Annotated in this window: 18 protein-coding genes; 3 read left to right on the forward strand and 15 right to left on the reverse strand. The window is 56.3% G+C overall.

Annotated features, from left to right (window positions below; translation table 11 throughout):
• Positions 1-9: 9 nt before the first annotated feature.
• A complete protein-coding gene (locus ACQG1K_RS17540; RefSeq protein ID WP_023298492.1) occupies positions 10-717 on the reverse strand; it encodes an N-acetylmannosamine-6-phosphate 2-epimerase in 708 nt (235 codons plus the stop codon).
• Positions 717-2,276, reverse strand: a complete 1,560-nt coding sequence (locus ACQG1K_RS17545; RefSeq protein WP_023298493.1) for a maltose/glucose-specific PTS transporter subunit IIC — start codon at positions 2,274-2,276, stop codon at positions 717-719. Before ACQG1K_RS17545 ends, ACQG1K_RS17540 begins: the two co-directional genes overlap by 1 nt.
• Positions 2,277-2,442: 166 nt before the next feature.
• Between ACQG1K_RS17545 and ACQG1K_RS17550 the strand changes: the two genes are divergently transcribed.
• Positions 2,443-3,267 carry a MurR/RpiR family transcriptional regulator gene (locus ACQG1K_RS17550; protein WP_015571725.1) on the forward strand — a complete coding sequence of 275 codons (825 nt, stop codon included), beginning with the start codon at positions 2,443-2,445 and terminating at the stop codon, positions 3,265-3,267.
• Between the two features lie 52 nt (positions 3,268-3,319).
• Here the strand turns inward: ACQG1K_RS17550 and eno are convergent, their stop codons facing one another.
• The 5 genes from eno to rlmD all read right to left on the reverse strand — a co-directional run bounded on the left by eno (position 3,320) and on the right by rlmD (position 11,001).
• Positions 3,320-4,618 (reverse strand): phosphopyruvate hydratase, encoded by a 1,299-nt coding sequence (eno, locus tag ACQG1K_RS17555; protein WP_022649201.1) that lies wholly within the window; start codon positions 4,616-4,618, stop codon positions 3,320-3,322.
• Positions 4,619-4,700: 82 nt separating this feature from the next.
• Positions 4,701-6,338 (reverse strand): glutamine hydrolyzing CTP synthase, encoded by a 1,638-nt coding sequence (gene pyrG / locus ACQG1K_RS17560; RefSeq protein WP_022649202.1) that lies wholly within the window; start codon positions 6,336-6,338, stop codon positions 4,701-4,703.
• 223 nt (positions 6,339-6,561) lie between these two features.
• Positions 6,562-7,353 carry a nucleoside triphosphate pyrophosphohydrolase gene (gene mazG / locus ACQG1K_RS17565; protein WP_022649203.1) on the reverse strand — a complete coding sequence of 264 codons (792 nt, stop codon included), beginning with the start codon at positions 7,351-7,353 and terminating at the stop codon, positions 6,562-6,564.
• 66 nt (positions 7,354-7,419) lie between these two features.
• The gene (gene relA, locus ACQG1K_RS17570) at positions 7,420-9,651 is read right to left on the reverse strand and encodes a GTP diphosphokinase (RefSeq protein ID WP_022649204.1); all 2,232 of its coding nucleotides are present in this window, start codon (positions 9,649-9,651) and stop codon (positions 7,420-7,422) included.
• A 51-nt stretch (positions 9,652-9,702) separates the two neighbouring features.
• Entirely contained in the window at positions 9,703-11,001 is a 1,299-nt protein-coding gene (rlmD, locus tag ACQG1K_RS17575) for a 23S rRNA (uracil(1939)-C(5))-methyltransferase RlmD (protein WP_022649205.1), read from the reverse strand.
• A gap of 57 nt (positions 11,002-11,058) precedes the next feature.
• On the opposite strand from rlmD, the gene barA reads away from it, so the two are divergent.
• Positions 11,059-13,818 carry a two-component sensor histidine kinase BarA gene (gene barA, locus ACQG1K_RS17580; RefSeq protein WP_367075761.1) on the forward strand — a complete coding sequence of 920 codons (2,760 nt, stop codon included), beginning with the start codon at positions 11,059-11,061 and terminating at the stop codon, positions 13,816-13,818.
• A 50-nt stretch (positions 13,819-13,868) separates the two neighbouring features.
• Here the strand turns inward: barA and ACQG1K_RS17585 are convergent, their stop codons facing one another.
• The 7 genes from ACQG1K_RS17585 to ACQG1K_RS17615 all read right to left on the reverse strand — a co-directional run bounded on the left by ACQG1K_RS17585 (position 13,869) and on the right by ACQG1K_RS17615 (position 21,024).
• Positions 13,869-15,014 carry a glycerate kinase gene (locus tag ACQG1K_RS17585; RefSeq protein ID WP_367075763.1) on the reverse strand — a complete coding sequence of 382 codons (1,146 nt, stop codon included), beginning with the start codon at positions 15,012-15,014 and terminating at the stop codon, positions 13,869-13,871.
• Positions 15,015-15,091: 77 nt separating this feature from the next.
• Entirely contained in the window at positions 15,092-16,429 is a 1,338-nt protein-coding gene (gene gudD / locus ACQG1K_RS17590; RefSeq protein ID WP_023298497.1) for a glucarate dehydratase, read from the reverse strand.
• 14 nt (positions 16,430-16,443) lie between these two features.
• Positions 16,444-17,784 (reverse strand): enolase C-terminal domain-like protein, encoded by a 1,341-nt coding sequence (locus ACQG1K_RS17595; RefSeq protein WP_367075794.1) that lies wholly within the window; start codon positions 17,782-17,784, stop codon positions 16,444-16,446.
• Entirely contained in the window at positions 17,784-19,139 is a 1,356-nt protein-coding gene (gene gudP / locus ACQG1K_RS17600) for a galactarate/glucarate/glycerate transporter GudP (protein WP_003862734.1), read from the reverse strand. Before gudP ends, ACQG1K_RS17595 begins: the two co-directional genes overlap by 1 nt.
• A gap of 308 nt (positions 19,140-19,447) precedes the next feature.
• Positions 19,448-19,897 (reverse strand): flavodoxin, encoded by a 450-nt coding sequence (locus tag ACQG1K_RS17605; RefSeq protein ID WP_045308738.1) that lies wholly within the window; start codon positions 19,895-19,897, stop codon positions 19,448-19,450.
• A 15-nt stretch (positions 19,898-19,912) separates the two neighbouring features.
• Positions 19,913-20,698 carry a tRNA pseudouridine(65) synthase TruC gene (gene truC, locus ACQG1K_RS17610; protein WP_023298500.1) on the reverse strand — a complete coding sequence of 262 codons (786 nt, stop codon included), beginning with the start codon at positions 20,696-20,698 and terminating at the stop codon, positions 19,913-19,915.
• A complete protein-coding gene (locus ACQG1K_RS17615; protein WP_022649214.1) occupies positions 20,695-21,024 on the reverse strand; it encodes a YqcC family protein in 330 nt (109 codons plus the stop codon). Before ACQG1K_RS17615 ends, truC begins: the two co-directional genes overlap by 4 nt.
• Before the next feature lie 321 nt (positions 21,025-21,345).
• Between ACQG1K_RS17615 and ACQG1K_RS17620 the strand changes: the two genes are divergently transcribed.
• Positions 21,346-21,522 carry a hypothetical protein gene (locus ACQG1K_RS17620; RefSeq protein WP_367075766.1) on the forward strand — a complete coding sequence of 59 codons (177 nt, stop codon included), beginning with the start codon at positions 21,346-21,348 and terminating at the stop codon, positions 21,520-21,522.
• Between the two features lie 134 nt (positions 21,523-21,656).
• On the opposite strand, the gene syd is transcribed toward ACQG1K_RS17620, so the two are convergent.
• A complete protein-coding gene (gene syd, locus ACQG1K_RS17625) occupies positions 21,657-22,202 on the reverse strand; it encodes a SecY-interacting protein (protein ID WP_022649215.1) in 546 nt (181 codons plus the stop codon).
• Positions 22,203-22,231: the final 29 nt, after the last annotated feature.

Raw genomic sequence — 22,231 nt, forward strand, 5'->3', positions numbered from 1 at the left:
GTCAGATGATCATGCTCCATCGGTGCTTTGCGCGCCAATTGCCGCCATAAACCGTTCCGTAATTTGCTGCGGTCGGGTGATCGCCCCGCCGACGACAACCGTATGCGCCCCCAACTCCAGACACCTGGCCGCGCGATCGGGGGTATCCACGTTACCTTCGGCAATCACGGGGATCGTGACGGCAGACAGCACCTCTTTCAAAAACGCGCAGTCATTTTCCGGTAGCGAATGGCCCGCGGTCTCTGCCGTATAACCGTAAAGGGTGGTTCCGACACAATCAAACCCCAGCGCCTGCGCGGTCACGGCCTCCTGCACGGTGGCAATATCCGCCATCAGCAGCAGCGAAGGGTAACGGGTGCGGATCTGCGCGATCAGCATGTCCAGCGATACGCCACCGGGCCGTTTCCGGGCGGTCGCATCCAGCGCAACGATGTCCGGGGCGACCGCCATCAGCTCATCCACTTCTTTGAGCGTTGCGGTGATAAACACCTCGCTATCCGGATAGTCCCGTTTGATGATGCCGATGACCGGCAGTGAGACCAGCCCTTTGATAGCCTTGATATCCACCACGCTATTGGCGCGGATCGCAGCGGCACCGCCCTGGGCTGCCGCCAGCGCCATTCGCGACATAATAAACGGGCTGTGCAGCGGTTCATTTTCCAGCGCCTGGCAGGAGACGACCAGTTTTCCTTTCAGGTTATCCAGTACAGTTTTCATTACGATAAGATCTCTTCCACTTCGTTTTTGATAAGGGTGACGTGCGGGCCATAGATGACCTGGACACCGTTGCCGCGGACGATAACGCCGCGCGCGCCGGTCGCTTTCAGTGCTGCTTCATTGACTTTGCTACCGTCTTTCACCGTGACGCGAAGACGCGTGGCGCAGCAGTCAACGTCATCCAGATTGTCTCTTCCACCCAATCCGGCGACCACCGCCGCGGCACGCTCGCTTTGCGGCAGGGTAGCCTCGTCAGCCAACGCCTCCTTTTCACGGCCCGGCGTGGCAAAATCAAAACGTTTAATCAGATAGCGGAAAGTACAGTAGTAAAGGAAGAACCACGGTACGCCTACCAGCGGGACGAACATCCAGTTAGTTTTCGCTTCACCCTGCAAAATGCCGAACAGCACGAAATCAATAAACCCGCCGGAGAAAGTTTGCCCGATGGTGATATGCAGCATGTGCGCGAGCATAAACGCCAGCCCGTCAAACAGCGCATGAATGACGTACAGCACCGGCGCAATAAACAGGAATGAGAACTCGATGGGCTCGGTAATGCCCGTCAGGAAAGAGGTTAACGCCGCTGACAGCAGCAGCCCGGCTACGCGCTTCTTGTTCTCGGGTTTAGCCGTGTGGTACATCGCCAGGCAGGCGCCCAGCAGGCCAAACATCATCGTAATAAAGCGCCCGGACATGAAGCGCGACGTGCCCTCATAGAAGTGCTGGGTGTTCGGGTCCGCGAGCTGAGCAAAGAAGATCCGCTGCGTGCCCTCAACCAGGTGACCGTTAACAATTTCACTGCCGCCAAGCGCGGTGGTCCAGAACGGCAGATAAAAGATGTGGTGCAGGCCAAACGGGCCAAGCATGCGCAGGATGAAGCCGTACAGCAATGTCCCCAGATAGCCGGTGGCATCCACCAGACCGCCAAGGCCAAAGATCAGCTTCTGAAAATGCGGCCAGACCACGGTCATCAGCGCGCCGACGAGTATCGCCGCCAGTGAGCTGATAATGGGTACGAAGCGTGAGCCGCCAAAAAAGCCAAGGAATTGCGGAAGCGCGATTTTATTAAACCGATGATGCAGTGCGCAGGTCACAAGCCCAATAACGACCCCACCAAACACGCCCGTTTCCAGCGTCTGAATACCCAGCGTCATGCCCTGCCCTACGGCGCCCGGGTTCTCATGCGCCAGTTTTCCGGTCAGGATCAGCAGCGCATTGATAGTGGCATTCATCACCAGATAAGCGAGTAATGCCGCCAGCCCTGCCGTACCTTTATCATTTTTTGCCAGCCCAACGGCGACCCCAACAGCAAACAGTACCGACAGGTTTGCGAACACAATCGAGCCTGCACTGCTCATGATGGTAAAGATGGCCTGTAGCCAGCCAACGTCTAAAAATGGATACGCGGTAAGCGTATTCGGATTCGATAGCGCCCCGCCGATCCCCAACAACAGACCTGCTGCGGGCAGTATGGCGATAGGTAACATAAAGGATTTGCCAAAGCGCTGCGCTTTTTCAAACCATCCGCCGGAAGACGCTCCGCTGAACATTTGCATCATTTTATTATCCCCCTGGTTGTTGATGAAAATTTTTACCACATATAATTTTAACTGTGAAAATTACCACCAAAAACCAGGACGCCGATCATACTTTTTCGAAATGACTGGCATCTCTCCCCCGCTTTCCGCCACACTAGTTGGCAGAGAAACGCATTAAGGATCTAGCATGTCGGACCATGAAAACCTGCTGCTGAAGCTACGCCAGGAGGCTTCCGGGTACAGCCCAACGCAACAAAAACTGGGGGAGTTTGTTCTCAACGATCCTGCCAGGGTGCTCTACCTGACGATCACCGAGCTGGCGCGTGAAAGCGGCACCAGCGAGGCCAGCGTCACACGCCTTTGCCGCACGCTGGGCTGTAAGGGATATAACGAATTTAAAATGGCGCTTGCGCTGGATATTCAGCAGGGTTTGCCAGAGCGTCAGGCAGGAGATGCGATAGATAACGTGGTGGATGAGTCTGTCCAGGCGCTGCAAGATACCGCAAAACTCCTCGACCGGGCCCAGCTTGAACAGGCGACACTGGCCCTGCATCAGGCGCAATCAGTGCAAATTTACGGGGTGGCGGCCAGCGCGATTCTGGGAGAGTATTTGCATTACAAGCTGCTGCGACTCGGCAAACCTGCACAGCTGTTTAGCGATATGCATCGCGCCGCCATGAATGCGACGACGCTCTCAAAAGAGACGCTGGTGGTGGCCATCTCAAGTTCTGGCTCTACACGGGATCTGCTTCACGTGGTGAAACTCGCCCGCAAGCGTGGCGTTAAGGTACTGGCGCTCAGCAATACACCCCGCAGCCCGCTGGCCTCCCTGAGCGATTTACAGCTGGTTGCAGCCAAGCCCGAGGGACCGCTGAGCGCGGGTGCGCTCAATGCCAAGGTTGGCGTGATGCTGCTGGTTGAACTGCTTACCACTTCCCTTATTGCAGTAGACAGCCATTACGGTGACGTAAGCCAGCAAACGGCCAGCGCCACGCTGCCGCTTCTGCTATAGAAAACAAAAAACCCGCCGAAGCGGGTTTTTTCATAAGAACGAAAGTTCAGGCTTATGCCTGGCCTTTGATCTCTTTACGACCGTTGTAAGGTGCTTTTTCGCCCAGCGCTTCTTCGATACGAATCAGCTGGTTGTATTTAGCAACACGGTCAGAACGGCTCATAGAACCGGTTTTGATCTGGCCAGCAGCGGTACCCACAGCCAGGTCAGCGATGGTAGCGTCTTCAGTTTCGCCAGAACGGTGAGAGATAACAGCGGTGTAGCCAGCGTCTTTCGCCATTTTGATCGCAGCCAGCGTTTCGGTCAGAGAACCGATCTGGTTGAATTTGATCAGGATGGAGTTAACGATGCCTTTCTCGATGCCTTCTTTCAGGATCTTGGTGTTGGTTACGAACAGATCGTCACCAACCAGCTGGATTTTGTCGCCCAGTACTTTGGTCTGGTATGCGAAACCATCCCAGTCAGACTCGTCCAGACCGTCTTCGATAGAAACGATTGGGTACTGTTTGGTCAGGTCTTCCAGGAAATGGGTGAACTCTTCGGAGGTGAACGCTTTGTTGCCTTCGCCAGCCAGAACGTATTTACCGTCTTTGTAGAATTCAGATGCTGCACAGTCCATCGCCAGGGTGATGTCTTTGCCCAGCTCGTAGCCTGCTGCTTTAACCGCTTCAGCGATAACAGCCAGCGCTTCTGCGTTAGAACCCAGGTTTGGCGCGTAGCCACCTTCGTCACCAACAGCAGTGTTCATACCTTTAGCTTTCAGAACTTTAGCCAGGTTGTGGAACACTTCAGAACCCATACGCACCGCTTCTTTCAGGGATTTCGCGCCAACAGGCTGAATCATGAATTCCTGAATATCAACGTTGTTGTCTGCGTGCTCACCACCGTTGATGATGTTCATCATTGGTACAGGCATGGAGTATTTGCCTGGGGTGCCGTTCAGTTCAGCGATGTGCTCGAACAGTGGCATACCTTTAGCAGCAGCTGCTGCTTTGGCGTTCGCCAGGGAAACTGCCAGGATTGCGTTCGCACCGAAGTTAGATTTGTTTTCAGTACCGTCCAGATCGATCATGATCTTGTCGATGCCAGCCTGATCTTTGGCATCTTTGCCAACGATAGCCTGAGCAATAGGACCGTTAACAGCGCCAACCGCTTTCAGTACGCCTTTGCCCATGAAACGGGATTTGTCGCCATCACGCAGTTCCAGCGCTTCGCGGGAACCTGTAGATGCGCCTGATGGAGCAGCAGCCATACCGACGAAACCACCTTCCAGATGAACTTCGGCTTCAACGGTCGGGTTACCACGGGAGTCGATGATTTCACGACCGATGACTTTAACGATTTTGGACATTAGATTTTCCTCAGTACAAGTTAAACTAAAACTCCAGACAAACAACGCGTACCTGGGGTACGCGTTGCCGTTCTAACTTTTTTTACTTCGCCTGACGCTTCTGGTACTCGCTGGCGGCTTTCACGAAGCCTGCAAACAGCGGATGCCCGTCACGCGGCGTTGAAGTAAATTCCGGGTGGAATTGGCAGGCCACGAACCACGGATGGTTTGGCACTTCGATGATCTCGACTAACTGATCATCCCCGGAGCGGCCTGCAACACGCAGACCTGCAGCTTCAATTTGTTTCAACAACATGTTGTTGACTTCATAGCGGTGACGATGGCGCTCGGTAATCACCGGCTCGCCGTACAGCTTGCGAACCACGCTATCGTCTGACAGCTGGCAGGCCTGTGCGCCAAGACGCATGGTGCCACCCAGATCGCTCTTCTCGGTACGGACTTCGACGTTACCGTCTTCGTCGCGCCATTCCGTAATCAGCGCCACGACAGGGTACTTACAGTCTGGCACAAATTCCGTAGAGTTCGCGTTTTCCATTCCCGCTACGTTGCGCGCAAATTCAATCAGCGCAACCTGCATACCCAGGCAGATGCCGAGGTATGGAATATTGTTTTCACGCGCATAGCGTGCAGTGGCGATCTTGCCTTCAACACCACGGTAGCCGAAGCCGCCAGGGATGAGAATCGCATCCAGATCTTTGAGAATTTCGACGCCGCGCGTTTCAACATCCTGCGAATCAATCAGCTTGATGTTGACGGAGACGCGATTCTTCAGACCACCGTGCTTCAGCGCCTCGATAACTGACTTATAGGCGTCCGGCAGTTCAATATACTTGCCGACCATACCGATAGTCACTTCGCCGCCCGGATTGGCTTCTTCGTAAATCACCTGCTCCCATTCAGACAGGTTAGCTTCCGGACAGTTCAAGCTGAATCGTTTACAAATATAATCGTCCAGACCCTGTGATTTCAACAGGCCCGGGATTTTATAAATGGAATCGACGTCTTTCATTGAAATAACGGCTTTTTCAGGCACGTTACAGAACAATGCAATTTTCGCGCGTTCGTTCGCCGGAATCGCGCGATCGGAACGGCAAACCAGGATATCAGGCTGAATACCGATGGAGAGCAGCTCTTTAACAGAGTGCTGAGTCGGTTTGGTTTTCACTTCACCTGCTGCCGCCATGTAAGGCACCAGCGTCAGGTGCATGAACAGCGCGTTCTCACGACCAATATCTACCGCCAGCTGACGAATCGCTTCGAGGAACGGCAGGGATTCGATATCCCCTACGGTACCGCCGATTTCAACCAGCACAACGTCATGCCCTTCGCCACCGGCAAGGACACGCTCTTTGATGGCGTTAGTGATGTGTGGGATGACCTGCACGGTCGCGCCCAGGTAGTCACCACGGCGCTCTTTACGCAGAACGTCAGAGTAGATACGGCCAGTCGTAAAGTTGTTACGACGAGTCATTTTGGTACGGATGAAACGCTCGTAGTGGCCAAGATCCAGATCGGTTTCAGCGCCGTCTTCAGTAACGAACACTTCCCCGTGTTGGGTTGGGCTCATGGTGCCTGGATCGACGTTGATGTACGGATCCAGTTTCATCATGGTCACATTGAGGCCACGGGCTTCAAGAATGGCTGCGAGGGAGGCTGCGGCAATGCCTTTACCCAGAGAGGATACGACCCCGCCGGTCACAAAAATATAGTTCGTTGTCATGCTGAACCTGAGAAGTTAGGGTGAAACGATGGAATAACCAGGACGGGAAAGTAGTATACCCGAACACGACGAGCGCCACAAACTTTCATTCTCCGTCTCCTTCCCAGGCCATGACAAACATAAGGAGTGAGAAAATAGCCCCTTTTGGGTAAATGTTTTTGACACAAATCAAGCGCTTGTCATTTAAAAAATCACACAAATTGCGCTTGATCGCAAAATTTCGTTAGAGATCATGTTCCTGGCGTTTTACTTCCTGCCAGACTTCTTCCATCGCCTCGAGGTCAATGCCGCTCATTTCCAGGCCGCGCGAGGCCACAATGCGCTCAACCTCGCGGAAGCGACGTTCGAATTTAATGTTCGCTTTTTGCAGGGCGGTTTCCGCTTTTACACCGAGGTGGCGAGAAAGGTTGACGGTCGCGAACAGCAGATCGCCCATCTCCTCTTCCAGCTTTGCTTCATCCACAACGGCCTGCTGCGCTTCATGCATCACCTCGTCGATCTCTTCGTGCACTTTTTCCAGCACCGGGCCGAGAGAGGTCCAGTCAAACCCTACCGCCGAGCAGCGCTTTTGAATTTTGTGCGCGCGCATCAGCGCAGGAAGGTTCAGGGGAATGTCGTCCAGCGCCGAGTGCTGGGATTTTTCAGCGCGTTCGGCGCTTTTGATCTGCTCCCAGCGCGCCAGCACTTCCGCACTGTTGCCTGCGGAGGCATCGCCAAAGATATGCGGATGACGGCGCTCCAGCTTGTCGCTGATAGCGGCGCAGATGTCGTCAAAGTTAAAGCGCCCCTCTTCCTGCGCCATCTGTGCGTAGAACACCACCTGGAACAGCAGGTCGCCCAGCTCACCGCGCAGGTCGTCGAAATCTTCGCGCGAAATCGCGTCCAGCACTTCGTAGGTTTCTTCCAGCGTGTAAGGCGCAATGGTGGCGAAAGTCTGCTCTTTATCCCACGGGCAGCCGTTTTCCGGGTCGCGCAGGCGTTTCATGATGCCAAGCAGGCGGTCGATTTGAGTCATAGTTCTGTCCTGATGTCAAAATGCCGAGTGGCGGCGTTGCCTTACCCGGCCTACAGAAGAGGATGTTCAGCCGCCGTGCAGACGACGCGCGTCAATCACATCCGGCACCTGGTTCAGTTTACCGAGCACCCGGCCCAGCACCTGCAGGTTATAGATTTCGATGGTCATATCGATGGTGGCAAGCTGCTCGCGGGTATCGCTGCGGCTGGCAACGCCCAGCACGTTGACCTTCTCGTTGGCGAGAATGGTGGTGATGTCGCGCAGCAGGCCACTGCGGTCGTTGGCAGTGACGCGCACCACCAGCGAGTAGCCAGCGGAGTAGCTTTCACCCCAGACGGCTTCCACGATACGTTCCGGCGCATGCGATTGCAGCTCAGCAAGCTGATCACAGTCGGAGCGGTGAATTGAGATCCCGCGCCCCTGGGTGATAAAGCCGACAATATCGTCACCCGGTATCGGCTGGCAGCAGCGGGCAATATGGTGCATGAGGTTACCCACCCCTTCAACCACCACGCGGCCATTGTCCTTGCTGCGCTGCTGCGGAGCGTAGGTTTTCTGCTGGAGCTGTTTCAGCGCTGCCGCATCCTGCTCTGCCGCGCTTGGCTTGTTGAACTGCGCTTGCAGGAAGTTCACCATCTGGTTCAGGCGGATATCGCCGCCGCCAATCGCCGCTAACAGTTCGTCGAGCTCGTTGAAGTTGTAGCGCGGCAGCAGGAACTTCTCCGCCTCTTTCAGGTTTATCCCGATATGCTCCAGCTCGTCGTCAAGGATCTGACGACCGGCAAGGATATTCTTGTCACGATCCTGCTTGCGGAACCAGGCGTGAATTTTAGAGCGCCCGCGGCTGGTGGTCACGTAACCGAGGTTTGGATTCAGCCAGTCGCGGCTTGGGTTTGGCTGCTTCTGGGTGATGATTTCAATCTGGTCGCCCATCTGTAGCTGGTAGGTAAACGGTACGATACGTCCGCCGATCTTCGCCCCGATGCAACGGTGCCCCACGTCGCTGTGAATGTGGTAGGCGAAATCGAGCGGCGTAGATCCTGCCGGCAGATCAACCACATCCCCTTTCGGGGTAAAGACGTAGACGCGATCGTCGAAGACCTGACTGCGCACTTCGTCGAGCATTTCGCCGGAGTCGGCCATCTCCTCCTGCCACGCAATCAGCTTACGCAGCCAGGCGATACGGTCCTCGTGTCCGGAGCGCGCGCCGCCGGAAGTGCCTTCTTTGTACTTCCAGTGCGCGGCGACGCCCAGTTCGGCGTCTTCGTGCATCTGTTTAGTACGGATCTGAATTTCCACAGTTTTGCCGCCGGGGCCAAGCACCACGGTGTGGATGGACTGATAGCCATTCGGTTTGGGGTTCGCGACGTAGTCATCGAACTCATCCGGCAGATGGCGGAAGTGAGTATGTACTATCCCCAGCGCGGCGTAGCAATCCTGGAGACGCTCCGCCACGATACGCACGGCGCGCACGTCAAACAGCTCGTCAAAGGCGAGGTGTTTCTTCTGCATTTTGCGCCAGATGCTGTAGATGTGCTTCGGACGCCCGTAGACCTCGGCGCGCACATTCTCCTCTTTCATCGACTGGCGCAGCCCGCTGACAAATTCCTCGATATAGTGCTCGCGGTCGATGCGGCGTTCGTGCAGCAATTTTGCAATGCGTTTGTATTCCGCCGGATGCAGATAGCGGAAGCAGTAATCTTCCAGCTCCCACTTCAGTTGCCCGATACCCAGACGGTTCGCCAGCGGCGCATAGATATTCGTACACTCTTTGGCGGCCAGGACGCGCTCGTCTTCCGGCGCATCCTTCACTTCGCGCAGATGGGCAACCCGTTCGGCCAGCTTGATCACCACGCAGCGAAAATCATCCACCATCGCCAGCAGCATGCGGCGGACGTTATCCACCTGCTCGGAAGAGACAGAATCCGTTTGCGCGGCTTTCAGTTGACGGATGGCGGCCATATCACGCACGCCGTGGATGAGCGCCACGACGGACTGGCCGACGCTTTCACGCAGCACGTCTTCCGTCACCACGTTAGCATCTGCCAGTGGGAACAGCAGTGCGGCCTGTAGCGTTTCGATATCCATGTTAAGCATGGAGAGAATTTCAACCATCTCCACGCCGCGCCACAACAGCAGTTCAGCGTCCGGATGCCCCTGCGTTGTGCGTAAACAATAGGCCCAGGTTTCGGTTAAGCGTTCACACGACTGCTGGCTGGAAATCCCCAGACTTGCGATCCATTTTTGAGGGTCAAACTCACCAGCTTTATTTAAATGTGCACTTCTTACCGCAACCATCGTCCTCTCCTTTAGGGACAAGGGCCTGTCGAAGTCGACAAGCCAAACTCATTAGATGTGCTCGAACAACACCATTGATTCCAGATGTCCAGTGTGCGGGAACATGTCCAGCATTGCCAGACGCCGAATCTGGTAACCCCCGCTCAATAATGCTTCGCTGTCACGGGCCAGCGTCGCCGGGTTACAGGAAACATAGACCACGCGTTCAGGCGCGAGTTTAATTATATGCTGCATCACGCCCGGCGCACCTGCGCGCGCCGGATCGAGCAGGATCTTATCAAAGCCCTGCTTAGCCCACGGTTGCTGAGTAACATCATCCTCAAGATTTTGATGAAAGAATGTCACATTTTGCAAGCCGTTCTGTTGGGCGTTCTCCTGGCCTTTCGCCACCAGCGCCTCAACGCCTTCCACCCCGACCACGCTTGCGGCTTTGCGGGCCAGCGGCAGGGTAAAGTTACCCATACCGCAGAACAGATCGAGCACCCGATCGGTGGGCTGGACGTCAAGCCACGCCAGCGCGTTCGCCACCATCTGCTGGTTCACGCCGTCATTGACCTGGATAAAATCCCGCGGGCTGAACGTTAAGCGTAGCCCGTCTGACGCATACCAGGGCGCGTCTCCGCTAACCTGCTCAAGTATCTCGCTTTGCGGCGCGAGGAAAAGCGCAAGCTCATGAGAATGCGAAAAGCGTTCCAGTTTTTCGCGATCTGCCCTGGACAGCGGTGCGGTGTGGCGCAGCACCATCAGCGGGCCGCCGTTGGCCAGCACCAGTTCGACATGGCCCAGCGAACGCACACCATCCAGCGATGCAAGACAGTGGTGCACGGCCGGGAGCAGTGCCTCAAGTTGGGGCACCAAAACAGGGCATTGCGTGATGGAGACGATATCGCTGGAGCTGGCTTTGCGAAACCCCATCTCCAGCCTTTCAGTTTTTGGCTGGTAGCTTAGACTCAGGCGAGCGCGGCGACGGTAGCCCCACGGCTGGTCAGCAACAATGTCACTGACGTCATGTTTTAGCAGGCGGGCCAGCGCGTTGCTTTTACTTTTTTGCTGTAATTCTGTGCTGGCATGCTGTTGCTGACAGCCTCCGCAAACGCCAAAATGGGGGCAGCGAGGCGTCACGCGCTCCGGGCTATCATTAAGACGGCGCTTGACCTGGCCGCGCGCATACTGGCGTTTGTCTTCCGTCAGCGTAATATCTGCGCGTTCTCCTGGCAGCAAACCTGTGATAAACAGTGTCTTACCCTTGTGACGCGCTACCCCCTGTCCAAAAGGATCGAGGTCAGAGGCTTCAACAGTTATGATCTGACGCGTCGTCACGCGTCGTTTTGCAGAGTAGAATTGCGCCATCGCCGAGATTGTTCTCAAATAAACATAATTAGCCTGATTGTCCCATAACGGAACTCCATGACCAACTACAGCCTGCGCGCGCGCATGATGATTTTGATCCTCGCTCCTACCGTTCTCATCGGTTTGCTGCTGAGCATTTTCTTTGTGGTGCATCGCTATAACGATTTGCAGAGACAGCTTGAAGATGCCGGGGCCAGCATTATCGAACCGCTGGCCGTCTCCAGCGAGTACGGTATGAACCTGCAAAACCGTGAATCCATTGGTCAGTTAATCAGCGTGCTGCACCGCCGTCATTCAGAGATTGTGCGCGCCATTTCCGTTTACGATGAGCATAACCGTCTTTTCGTCACCTCGAATTTCCATCTGGATCCCACGTCGCTGAAAATCCCGGAAGGTACCCCTTTCCCGCGTCATCTCACGGTCCTGCGGCGCGGCGATATCATGATCCTGCGCACGCCGATTATCTCAGAAAGCTATTCACCCGACGAATCCGCCCAGTCCGATGCGAAGTCCAGCAATAATATGCTGGGATATGTGGCGCTGGAGCTGGATCTCAAGTCGGTGCGGCTCCAGCAGTACAAAGAAATATTCATCTCCGGCGTGATGATGCTGTTCTGTATCGGCATCGCGTTGATCTTCGGCTGGCGGCTGATGCGCGACGTCACGGGGCCTATCCGTAACATGGTGAATACCGTTGACCGGATCCGCCGGGGTCAGCTGGACAGCCGCGTGGAAGGCTTCATGCTCGGCGAGCTGGATATGCTGAAAAACGGCATCAACTCAATGGCGATGTCGCTGGCGGCTTATCACGAAGAGATGCAGCACAACGTTGACCAGGCCACCTCTGACCTGCGCGAAACGCTGGAGCAGATGGAGATCCAGAACGTGGAGCTGGATCTGGCGAAAAAACGCGCTCAGGAGGCGGCCCGTATTAAGTCTGAGTTCCTGGCAAACATGTCGCATGAGCTGCGCACGCCGCTGAACGGGGTGATTGGCTTCACCCGTCTGACGCTTAAAAGCGAGCTCAACCCGACCCAGCGTGACCACCTGCATACCATTGAACGCTCAGCCAACAACCTGCTGACCATTATTAACGACGTACTGGACTTCTCGAAGCTGGAAGCGGGCAAGTTGATTCTGGAGAGTATCCCCTTCCCGCTGCGCAGCACACTGGATGACGTGGTCACGCTTCTCGCCCACTCCTCGCATGATAAGGGGCTGGAACTGACGCTCAATATCAAAAATGACGTACCGGATAACGTCATTGGCGACCCGCTGCGCCTGCAACAGGTCATCACCAATCTGGTGGGCAACGCGATTAAGTTCACCGAGAGCGGCAACATCGACATTCTGGTCGAAAAAAGGGCGCTCAGTAATAATAAGGTCCAGATTGAAGTTCAGATCCGGGATACCGGCATCGGCATTCCGGAGCGCGATCAGTCGCGTCTGTTCCAGGCGTTCCGCCAGGCTGATGCGAGCATTTCCCGTCGTCACGGCGGAACGGGCCTGGGTCTGGTGATCACCCAAAAGCTGGTGAAAGAGATGGGAGGCGATATCTCCTTCCACAGCCAGCCTAACCGGGGCTCGACCTTCTGGTTCCATATCAATCTTGATCTTAATCCGAACGTGCAAACCGACGGTCCGGTCACCGACTGCCTGAAAGGGATGCGTCTGGCCTATGTGGAACCGAACGCCGCCGCGGCGCAGTGTACGCTGGATGTATTAAGCAGCACGCCGCTGGAGGTGGTCTACAGCCCGACCTTCTCCGCGCTGGCGAACGATCATTACGATATTCTTTTGCTGGGGATTCCGGTGACATTTACCGGAGAACTGACCATGCAGCAGGAACGGCTGGCAAAGGCTGCCTCAATGACGGACTACCTGCTGCTGGCTCTGCCGTGCCACGCCCAAATCAACGCCGAAGAGCTTAAAAACGACGGGGCGGCGGCATGTCTGCTGAAACCCCTCACCGCCACACGGCTGTTACCTGCGTTGACCGAATATTGCCGTCTGACGCATCAGTCCCTGCCGCTGGAAAACGACGAACATAAGCTGCCGATGACGGTGATGGCCGTGGATGATAACCCGGCAAACCTTAAGCTGATTGGCGCGCTGCTTGAGGATCAGGTTCAGCACGTTGAACTGTGTACCAGCGGCGCTGAAGCCGTAGAACAAGCCAAACAGATGCAGTTTGACCTGATCCTGATGGATATTCAGATGCCGGGCATGGATGGCATCCGCGCCTGCGAATTAATTCGTCAGCTTCCGCACCAGCAGCAGACGCCGGTGATTGCCGTGACGGCGCACGCGATGGCGGGACAAAAAGAGAAACTGCTGGGTGCGGGCATGAACGATTATCTGGCGAAACCGATTGATGAAGAGAAGCTGCACAGCCTGCTGCTGCGCTACAAACCGGGTCACATTGGCGGGACGTACACCATTTCTGCTGAATCGCCGGAAATCAGCGTTAACCAGAATGCCACGTTTGACTGGCAACTGGCGCTGCGCCAGGCAGCAGGCAAAGCCGATCTGGCCCGCGATATGCTGCAAATGCTGGTGGACTTCCTGCCTGAGATCCGTAACAAGGTTGAAGAACAGCTGGTGGGCGAAAACCCTGAAGGGCTGCTGGAGGCCATCCATAAACTGCACGGTAGCTGCGGCTACAGCGGCGTGCCGCGGTTGAAAAATCTCTGCCAGCTGCTTGAACAGCAGCTCCGCGCGGGTACGCCAGAATCCGATCTTGAGCCGGAGTTTCTGGAGCTGCTGGACGAGATGGACAACGTGACGCGGGAAGCGATGAAGGTGTTGGGAAGCTAAGACAAAAGCCCGGTGGCGCTTCGCTTACCGGGCCTACAGGAGCACGAACGTTAACGCGACATCCCCTGCCCCACCTTTATGGCCGCCGCAATATTCCTTGCGGCCATCTGTACATTCTGTTGCGCATTTTCCAGCGCATCCTCCAGCGAGCAGATGGTGTAAATCACGCTGAATACCGCATCCAGTCCGTGCTCGTGCACCAAGCCAACATCCGCCGTCAGGCTGCCGGCAATGCCGATAACCGGTTTGTTATAGCGTTTCGCGACTCTCGCCACGCCAACGGGCACTTTGCCGTGGATCGTCTGGCTGTCGATACGCCCTTCGCCCGTGATCACCAGATCGGCGTCCGCGACCTGTTCATCGAGATGCAGGGCATCGGTGACAATCTCAATCCCCCGACGAAGCTGTGCCCCGCAAAATGCATACAGCGCCGCCCCCATTCCGCCAGCTGCTCCGCCCCCCGCCAGGTTTAAGACGTCAATGTCCAGGTCCCTGGCGATAATGTTTGCGTAATGCGCAAGCGCGTTGTCCAGCGTCCTGACCATCTCCGGCGTCGCCCCTTTCTGCGGACCGAATACCGCAGAAGCGCCAGTCTCGCCAATCAGGGGGTTGGTCACATCGCAGGCCACTTCAATTCGACAGTCTGCCAGCCGCTCATCCAGCCCACTAAGATCGATATGCGCAAGGCTTGCCAGTTCGCCGCCGCCCGGCCCAACGGGCTGTGCTTTCGCATCCAGCAGTTTTACGCCCAGCGCCTGCACCATGCCTGCGCCACCGTCATTGGTCGCGCTGCCTCCAATGCCAATAATGATATGCTTAACGCCCGCATCCAGCGCATGACGGATCAGTTCCCCGGTCCCCCACGAGGTGGTGATTAACGGGTTACGCTTTGCAGGAGCAACAAGCTCCAGACCGCTCGCGGCCGCCATCTCGATAAACGCGCTTTTTCCGTCTCCGGATAACCCGAAAAACCCTTCCACGTGTTCTCCCAAAGGCCCGGTAACGGGAACATGGACAAGACGCCCATGGGTGGCTGCCACCATCGCTTCCACCGTCCCTTCGCCGCCATCGGCAACCGGTAATTTGACGTACTCCGCTGAGGGGAAAATTTCGCGAAAACCGACCTCTATCGCTGTCGCCACCTCCAGCGCGCTCAAGCTTTCCTTATACGAGTCCGGAGCGATAACAATTTTCATAAGCCATCCTTACGCATGTTAGTTACGTTAAGCATACACCACGTAAGGGACCGCCCATGGGAGCGGTCCCAGTTGGCTTATCGTACCATGCACGGACGTTTATTGTCGAATGACCACTCTGGGATCAGGTACTGCATCGCCAGCGCATCATCACGTGCGCCCAGCCCGTGTTTCTGGTAAAGCTCGTGCGCTTTCATGACCTGATCCATATCCAGTTCAACGCCCAGCCCCGGCGTAGCTGGAACCTGCACCATCCCCCCCTTGATCTCAAACGGCTGTTTAGTCAGGCGCTGATTGCCCTCCTGCCAGATCCAGTGGGTGTCGATAGCGGTAATGTTGCCCGGCGCAGCAGCCGCTACGTGGGTGAACATCGCCAGCGAGATGTCGAAGTGGTTGTTGGAGTGCGAGCCCCAGGTCAGGCCGAACTCATGGCACATCTGCGCCACGCGAACCGAGCCCTGCATCGTCCAGAAGTGCGGGTCTGCCAGCGGAATGTCCACCGATTGCAGCGAGAGCGTGTGCCCCATCTGGCGCCAGTCGGTCGCGATCATGTTGGTGGCGGTTGGCAGCCCGGTGGCGCGACGGAACTCCGCCATCACTTCACGTCCAGAGAACCCCTGCTCTGCGCCGCACGGATCTTCCGCGTAGGCCAGCACGCCTTTGAGCTGCTTACCGATTTTGATCGCCTCATCAAGGGACCAGGCACCGTTCGGATCCAGCGTGACGCGCGCCTGCGGGAAGCGCTTCGCCAGCGCGGCAATCGCCTCAGCTTCTTCTTCACCCGCCAGTACGCCGCCTTTCAGCTTGAAGTCATTAAAGCCATATTTTTCATACGCGGCTTCAGCCAGGCGCACCACCGCATCCGGGGTCATCGCTTCATCGTGACGCACACGATACCAGTCGCATTTTTCGTCCGGCTGGCTCTGGTACGGCAGCGGGGTGAGTTTGCGGTTGCCGATAAAGAACAGGTAGCCGAGCATTTCCACTTCGCTGCGCTGTTGGCCGTCGCCCAGCAGGGAGGCGACATTGACGCCCAGATGCTGGCCTAGCAGATCCAGCATCGCGGCTTCAATACCCGTGACCACATGGATAGTGGTACGCAGATCAAACGTTTGCAGACCACGGCCACCCGCATCACGATCGGCAAAGGTCGTACGCACGCTGGTCAGCACATTTTTGTACTCGCCCAGCGTTTTACCCACCACCAGCGGAATGGCGTCCTCCAGCGTTTTACGGATCTTCTCCCCGCCCGGGATTTCACCGACACCGGTATGCCCTGAGTTGTCCTTGATCACCACAATATTACGGGTGAAGAACGGCGCATGGGCGCCGCTCAGGTTCATCAGCATGCTGTCATGTCCCGCGACAGGAATGATCTGCATGGAGGTGACTACAGGGGTAGAAAATGTGCTCATCGTTCGATCCTTTTTCAGTGACGTCCAAATACAGGGCGCTTACGGTCAAATGTCCAGCCGGGGATAAGGTACTGCATCGGGCCTGCGTCGTTGCGCGCGCCGCCCGGCAGTTTTTTATACGCTTCATGCGCCTTGTGGATCTGATCCCAGTCAAGCTCCACGCCCAGCCCCGGCGTATCCGGTACGGCAATGGTGCCGTTTTTGATTTCAAGTGGATTTTTGGTCAGGCGCGCTTCGCCTTCCTGCCAGATCCAGTGCGTATCGATGGCGGTCGGGTTACCCGGCGCCGCCGCGCCAACGTGGGTAAACATCGCCAGCGAAATGTCGAAATGGTTATTGGAGTGGCAGCCCCAGGTGAGTCCCCAGTCATCGCACAGCTGCGCCACGTGCACCGCGCCGGAAAGGGTCCAGAAGTGCGGATCAGCCAGCGGTATGTCCACCGCATTCAGCATCACCGCGTGGCCCATTTCGCGCCAGTTAGTGGCGATCATGTTGGTCGCAACCGGCAGCCCGGTAGCGCGGCGGAATTCGGCCATCACCTCGCGGCCAGAAAAGCCCTGCTCGGCGCCGCACGGATCTTCCGCGTAGGTCAGCACGTCGCCCAGTCCTTTGCACAGCGCGATAGCTTCATCCAGCCGCCAGGCGCCGTTCGGATCGACGGTGATGCGTGCCTCCGGGAAGCGTTTTTTCAACGCGCGCACGCTGTCAATCTCCTGTTCGCCCGGCAGAACGCCGCCTTTCAGCTTGAAGTCTTTAAAGCCGTAGCGATCCTGCGCCGCCTCTGCCAGGCGTACCACCGCCTCGCCAGAGAGCGCTTCCTGATGACGCAGGTGATACCACGCGTGGCTGCCCGGCGAGCGTTCCAGATACGGCAGATCGGTTTTCGTCCGGTCGCCAACGTAGAACAGATAGCCCAGCACCGTTACCGCATCACGCTGTTTGCCTGGCCCCAGCAGTTCGCAGACCGGCACATTCAGCGCTTTGCCCAGTAAATCAAGGAGAGCCGCCTCCAGCGCCGCCACCGCGTTAACGCGCAGTTCAAACGTCCAGGCGCCTTTGCCGAAGGTATCAAAATCAGCCGACTGGTTGCCCTTATGCACCCGCTGAACCACCTTGTTCAGGCGGGCGACCTCCTGCCCAACCACCTGCGGGATGGCGTCGACCAGCGTCTGGTAAATCACCTCTCCGCCAGGCGCTTCCCCGACGCCGATATTCCCTGCGCTGTCGGTCAGCACCACGATGTTGCGGGTGAACCAGGCGTTATGCGCGCCGCCAATGTTGAGCAGCATGCTGTCCTGACCCGCCACCGGGATGACTTTCATCTCCGTCACGATCGGGCTTGATTGCGTTGTCATCATCCGCGCTCCCCAACAGGTTTCAGTTCGATTCGTTTGATGTCCCCCACCAGCACCAGGTAACTGAGTACCGCCACCAGCGCATGGACGCCTACATAAATCAGCGCACCATTGAAGGAGCCGGTGGTGCCGACGATGTAACCGATAGCGATTGGGGTGACAATGCCGGAAATGTTGCCAAACATGTTGAACAGACCGCCGCTCAGGCCGCTGATCTCTTTCGGCGCGGTATCTGCCATCACCGCCCAGCCCAGCGCGCCGATGCCTTTACCGAAGAAGGCCATCGCCATAAAGCCGATAATCATCCACTCCGCGCTGACGTAGTTACAGAACACCATGGTCATGGAGAGCAGCATGCCGAGCACGATTGGCGTTTTACGCGCAATATTCAGCGAACCGGTGCGACGCATCAGCCAGTCGGAGATGACCCCGCCGAGCACCCCGCCCACGAAGCCGCAGATGGCTGGCACGGAGGCGACAAAACCCGCCTTCAGAATCGACATCCCGCGCGCCTGCACCAGGTAAACCGGGAACCAGGTGATGAAGAAGTAGGTTAAGGCGTTAATGCAGTACTGGCCGAGATAGATACCGATCATCATCCGTGAGCCGACGAGCTGTTTGATCTGCCCCCATTTCTGGCTGAACGGGACTTTTGCTTTCTGGGTTTTCTGATCCATGTTGATCAGCGCCCCGCCTTCAGCAATGTAGTCCAGCTCTTTCTTGTTCACGCCCGGGTGCTGGTTTGGTTCGTGGATCACTTTCAACCAGATAAAGCTGATGACGATCCCCAGCCCGCCCATGAAGAAGAAGACGTGCGACCAGCCCACTTCGTGCGTCAGCCAGCCCATAATTGGCGCGAAAATAACCGTCGCAAAGTATTGCGCCGAGTTAAAGATTGCTACCGCCGTTCCCCTCTCCTGCGCCGGGAACCAGGCGGCCACAATGCGGCTGTTGCCCGGGAAAGATGGCGCTTCCGCTAAACCCACCAGGAAGCGGAGGGTAAAGAGCGCAATGATAATGCCGAAGCCGCTGAAGATATCCACGAAGCCCTGTAACAGGGTAAACATCGACCAGATGAAAATGGACCAGAAATAGACCCGTTTTGAGCCGAAGCGGTCCAGCAGCCAGCCGCCAGGGATTTGGCCGATTACGTAGGCCCATGAAAATGCCGAGAAAACATAACCCATACCCACCGGATCAAGTCCGATGTCCTTTGCCATCTCAGAGCCGGCAATGGATAACGTGGCACGGTCGCCGTAGTTGAAAGAGGTGACGATAAACAGCATCACCACTATCCAGTATCGGGCGTTGGTGCGCTTCTCAGCGCTGCTCGCCGCGTGGCTTAATGTACTCATTGTTGCACTCCTGAAACATAGCTTTCGCCTGGTTCATTCTGTACAGCACCTGTAGGGTAATCAGAATGAGAGATTTGTGTTTGGTTTTGGTACGGCCCGAAGCCGTTTTATAGTGACGGGAAAAGTATATGAAGGAGTGACCGGTTCTCTCACCGTGCAGAAACACAACATTGACGGGCGTGGGGAACGTGGTTTGGGGCATAAGCCCAAAGTGGTGGAAGATACTTCACGGAATTGAGGATATGGTGCAGCTTCGTTGCCGGGTGGCGGCTACGCCCTACCCGGCCTACAGCTCGTATAGTACAGGGTTAGTTCAGGAGCGTGGCCCAATGTTCAACCCAGGGATTTGACTCGCTTTCCGGTTCGGGGTGCTCGCCAGCATCAATCAGTAACATCTCGCCGACCCGCTGAGCGTGCTGTTCCTGCAACAGCGCGTCGAACTTCTTACCGCCGCCGCAGAAATTGGCGTAAGAGCTATCGCCGAGGGCGATGATGCCATAGTGAACATCTGGCTGATAGCCAAGCTGGTCTTTAATGCCCTGGAAAAGCGGGACGATGCTGTCCGGGAGATCGCCCTGCCCGGTGGTGGAGGTCACCACCAGAATGTATTTATCTTTATACTTTTCCCAGTCCGCCAGCTCCGGGTCTTCATAGACCGTTGCTTTATGGCCCTGATTGACGAGGATTGCTTCTGCTTCCTCCGCAACCAGCAGCGAGTTGCCGTACATCGTGCCGACAAAAATACCTACTTCAGCCATGCTTTGCTCCCGTAATTATTGCGCTTGCTGTTCATCCTGAACGTTGCCTGCGGCAAACTCAACCCTTTCATTTTCGGGGAGTTGTCCTAGCCAGCCAAACTGTGACAGCGCCTGCATCCAGACCTCGTCCAGCCCCGCGCGAATAGTCAGCGGTTCGCCGGTAAACGGGTGCGTCAGGCTTAGCTCGCTGGCGTGCAGCATCAGTCGGTTACAGCCAAAGTGCTCTGCCGCGCTGCGGTTCTGCCGCAGATCGCCGTGCTTGCTGTCGCCGATAATTGGGTGGCGCAGATGTGCAAGGTGGCGGCGAAGCTGGTGCTTGCGCCCCGTTTTGGGCAAAAGCTCAACCAGACTGTATCGCGTAGTGGGAAATTTGCTGGTCGCCACCGGCAGTTCTGTGGTCGCCATACCGCGATAGTCGGTCACCGCAGGCTGCGGACCTTTATCTTCGCGGGCAAATTTATCGGCGATTTTATCCAGTTCCTCCACCAGCGGATAATCCAGCGTGGCGGAATCCGTCAGCCAGCCGCGCACAATGGCGTGGTAGCGCTTCTGGATCTGGTGCTGTTCAAACTGCTGCGACAGCAGGCGCCCGGCCTCACTGGAAAGCCCCATCAGCAGAACGCCAGAAGTTGGCCGATCCAGACGGTGGGCAGTAAAGACGTGCTGACCGATTTGGTCGCGCACGGTTTGCATAACAACCACTTTCTCATCGCGATCGAGCCAGCTTCGGTGTACCAGCCAGCCGGACGGTTTATTCACCGCCACCAGCCACTCATCCTGATACAGGATCTCAAGCGTCATGCATCGTCACCGGCGAAAAGCGTATCCAGCTTTTCCAGCTCAACCAACATAACGTCGCGCGCCGGGTGAGTCGCCTCCAGCGCCATTTCGTAATAGGGAGAGACGGCAAACGCCTGGGGCAACGCGTGTCCCCCTTCCAGCAGCGCGTGCATGCGCGGAATTAATACCCACTGGAGCCATTCGAATGGAGACAGCGTATCCAGACAAAACGGCTGGGTGCTGGCGAACGCGTCTGGCTGCGGCGCACTTTCCTGCCACAGCTGATGCTGGCGCATAAGGGCTTCGATGGCGTGCAACTGCGCACGAACGCTATCGTGATGCGTCATAGTAACCTCAACTGAAAAACGGAATGGCGCGAAGCATAGCATTGCGGAAGACAGAAATAAAAAAAGGGAGCACTGTAAAAACAGTGCTCCCGGTTCGTTTCGCAGCATTCCAGCTACAATACGTGCTCCCTGCTCATCCGTGACAACTTTTCCTGATGCCCGAAGGCCTGTTCATCCTTTTACCTTTTGCTTCCTGCTCACATCATCCTGACGTGTAGGTTTCGTCCTGAAACGTCCTGGCCATCCTGACCCACCGACCATCCTGACCGGCTCACGTTCTCCTTCCTGGAGGTGTCCCTTACGCATCCTGCGTGATCCACTTTGCTTCATCCTGAAGCCTTCCTGCGGCGTCGTCCTGACGTGTTCCTGGTGAGAAACGCCATCATCCTGATGTTCGTTTCTCGCGTCGGCATCCTGTCGACACAGATAGAATCCGCTATTCTGCCTCGTCTTACAACCCATCCTGTGAGCAAGGTAAGCCTGGCGAAACGGGTATAATCGTTTCAGGAAATCGCTAACCTGTTGAAAGGGAAGTTAATATTAATCTGAAATCCCTAAGACAATGCTAATTGTTTCGGCGATGTCTCACAGTGCGTGTAAGAGATCTCTCACACGTCCAGTAGCATCATGGATTACAGAAGCGGCTCAAGTCGGGTAAGAAAATCCGCAAGAGAAGGCGCGAGAACGTCGCGATTGCGGGTGCCGAGCGTCTCTTTAATGACCTCGCCAGACAGGTTGCAGACTGAAATGACGTCCAGTTCACTGTCGAGCGTCGCAATAAAGAGAGTCGGGGAGAGCTTAAGGCGTTTTTGCGTGACCAGGTGACCAATGAGGTTTTCCTGAACGCGTTGAAGATCGTCTTCGCTCCAGGTTTGCAGCAGCGTCAGCGGCTGTCCTGCAAAACATGCAGTCATATCCCCGGCAAACTGCGTGGTATAAATTGCATGAAGCGCAGGTTGTATCACAATGTCCATTGCGCGTTCAACCGCATTTACATTCTGCTCGCCCGTGAACGGTTTCGGTTGCCAGATAACGTAATCATCCTGCGAAGCGATAATGCACGGTGACGGCACGCCATATAAGTCAGTACTTTGCGGCCACGTCCCCCGCTTTTCATGCCAGGCATCGCAATAGCGGGTCGTGAAGGACGTCAGGGCATTTGCAGTTTCGATATCCACCGATTTCTCTCTTCTTGTAAGACAGGATA

It is taken from the genome of Enterobacter cloacae complex sp. 402C9 (assembly GCF_050030745.1).
GTDB classification, from domain to species: Bacteria; Pseudomonadota; Gammaproteobacteria; order Enterobacterales; family Enterobacteriaceae; genus Enterobacter; species Enterobacter intestinihominis.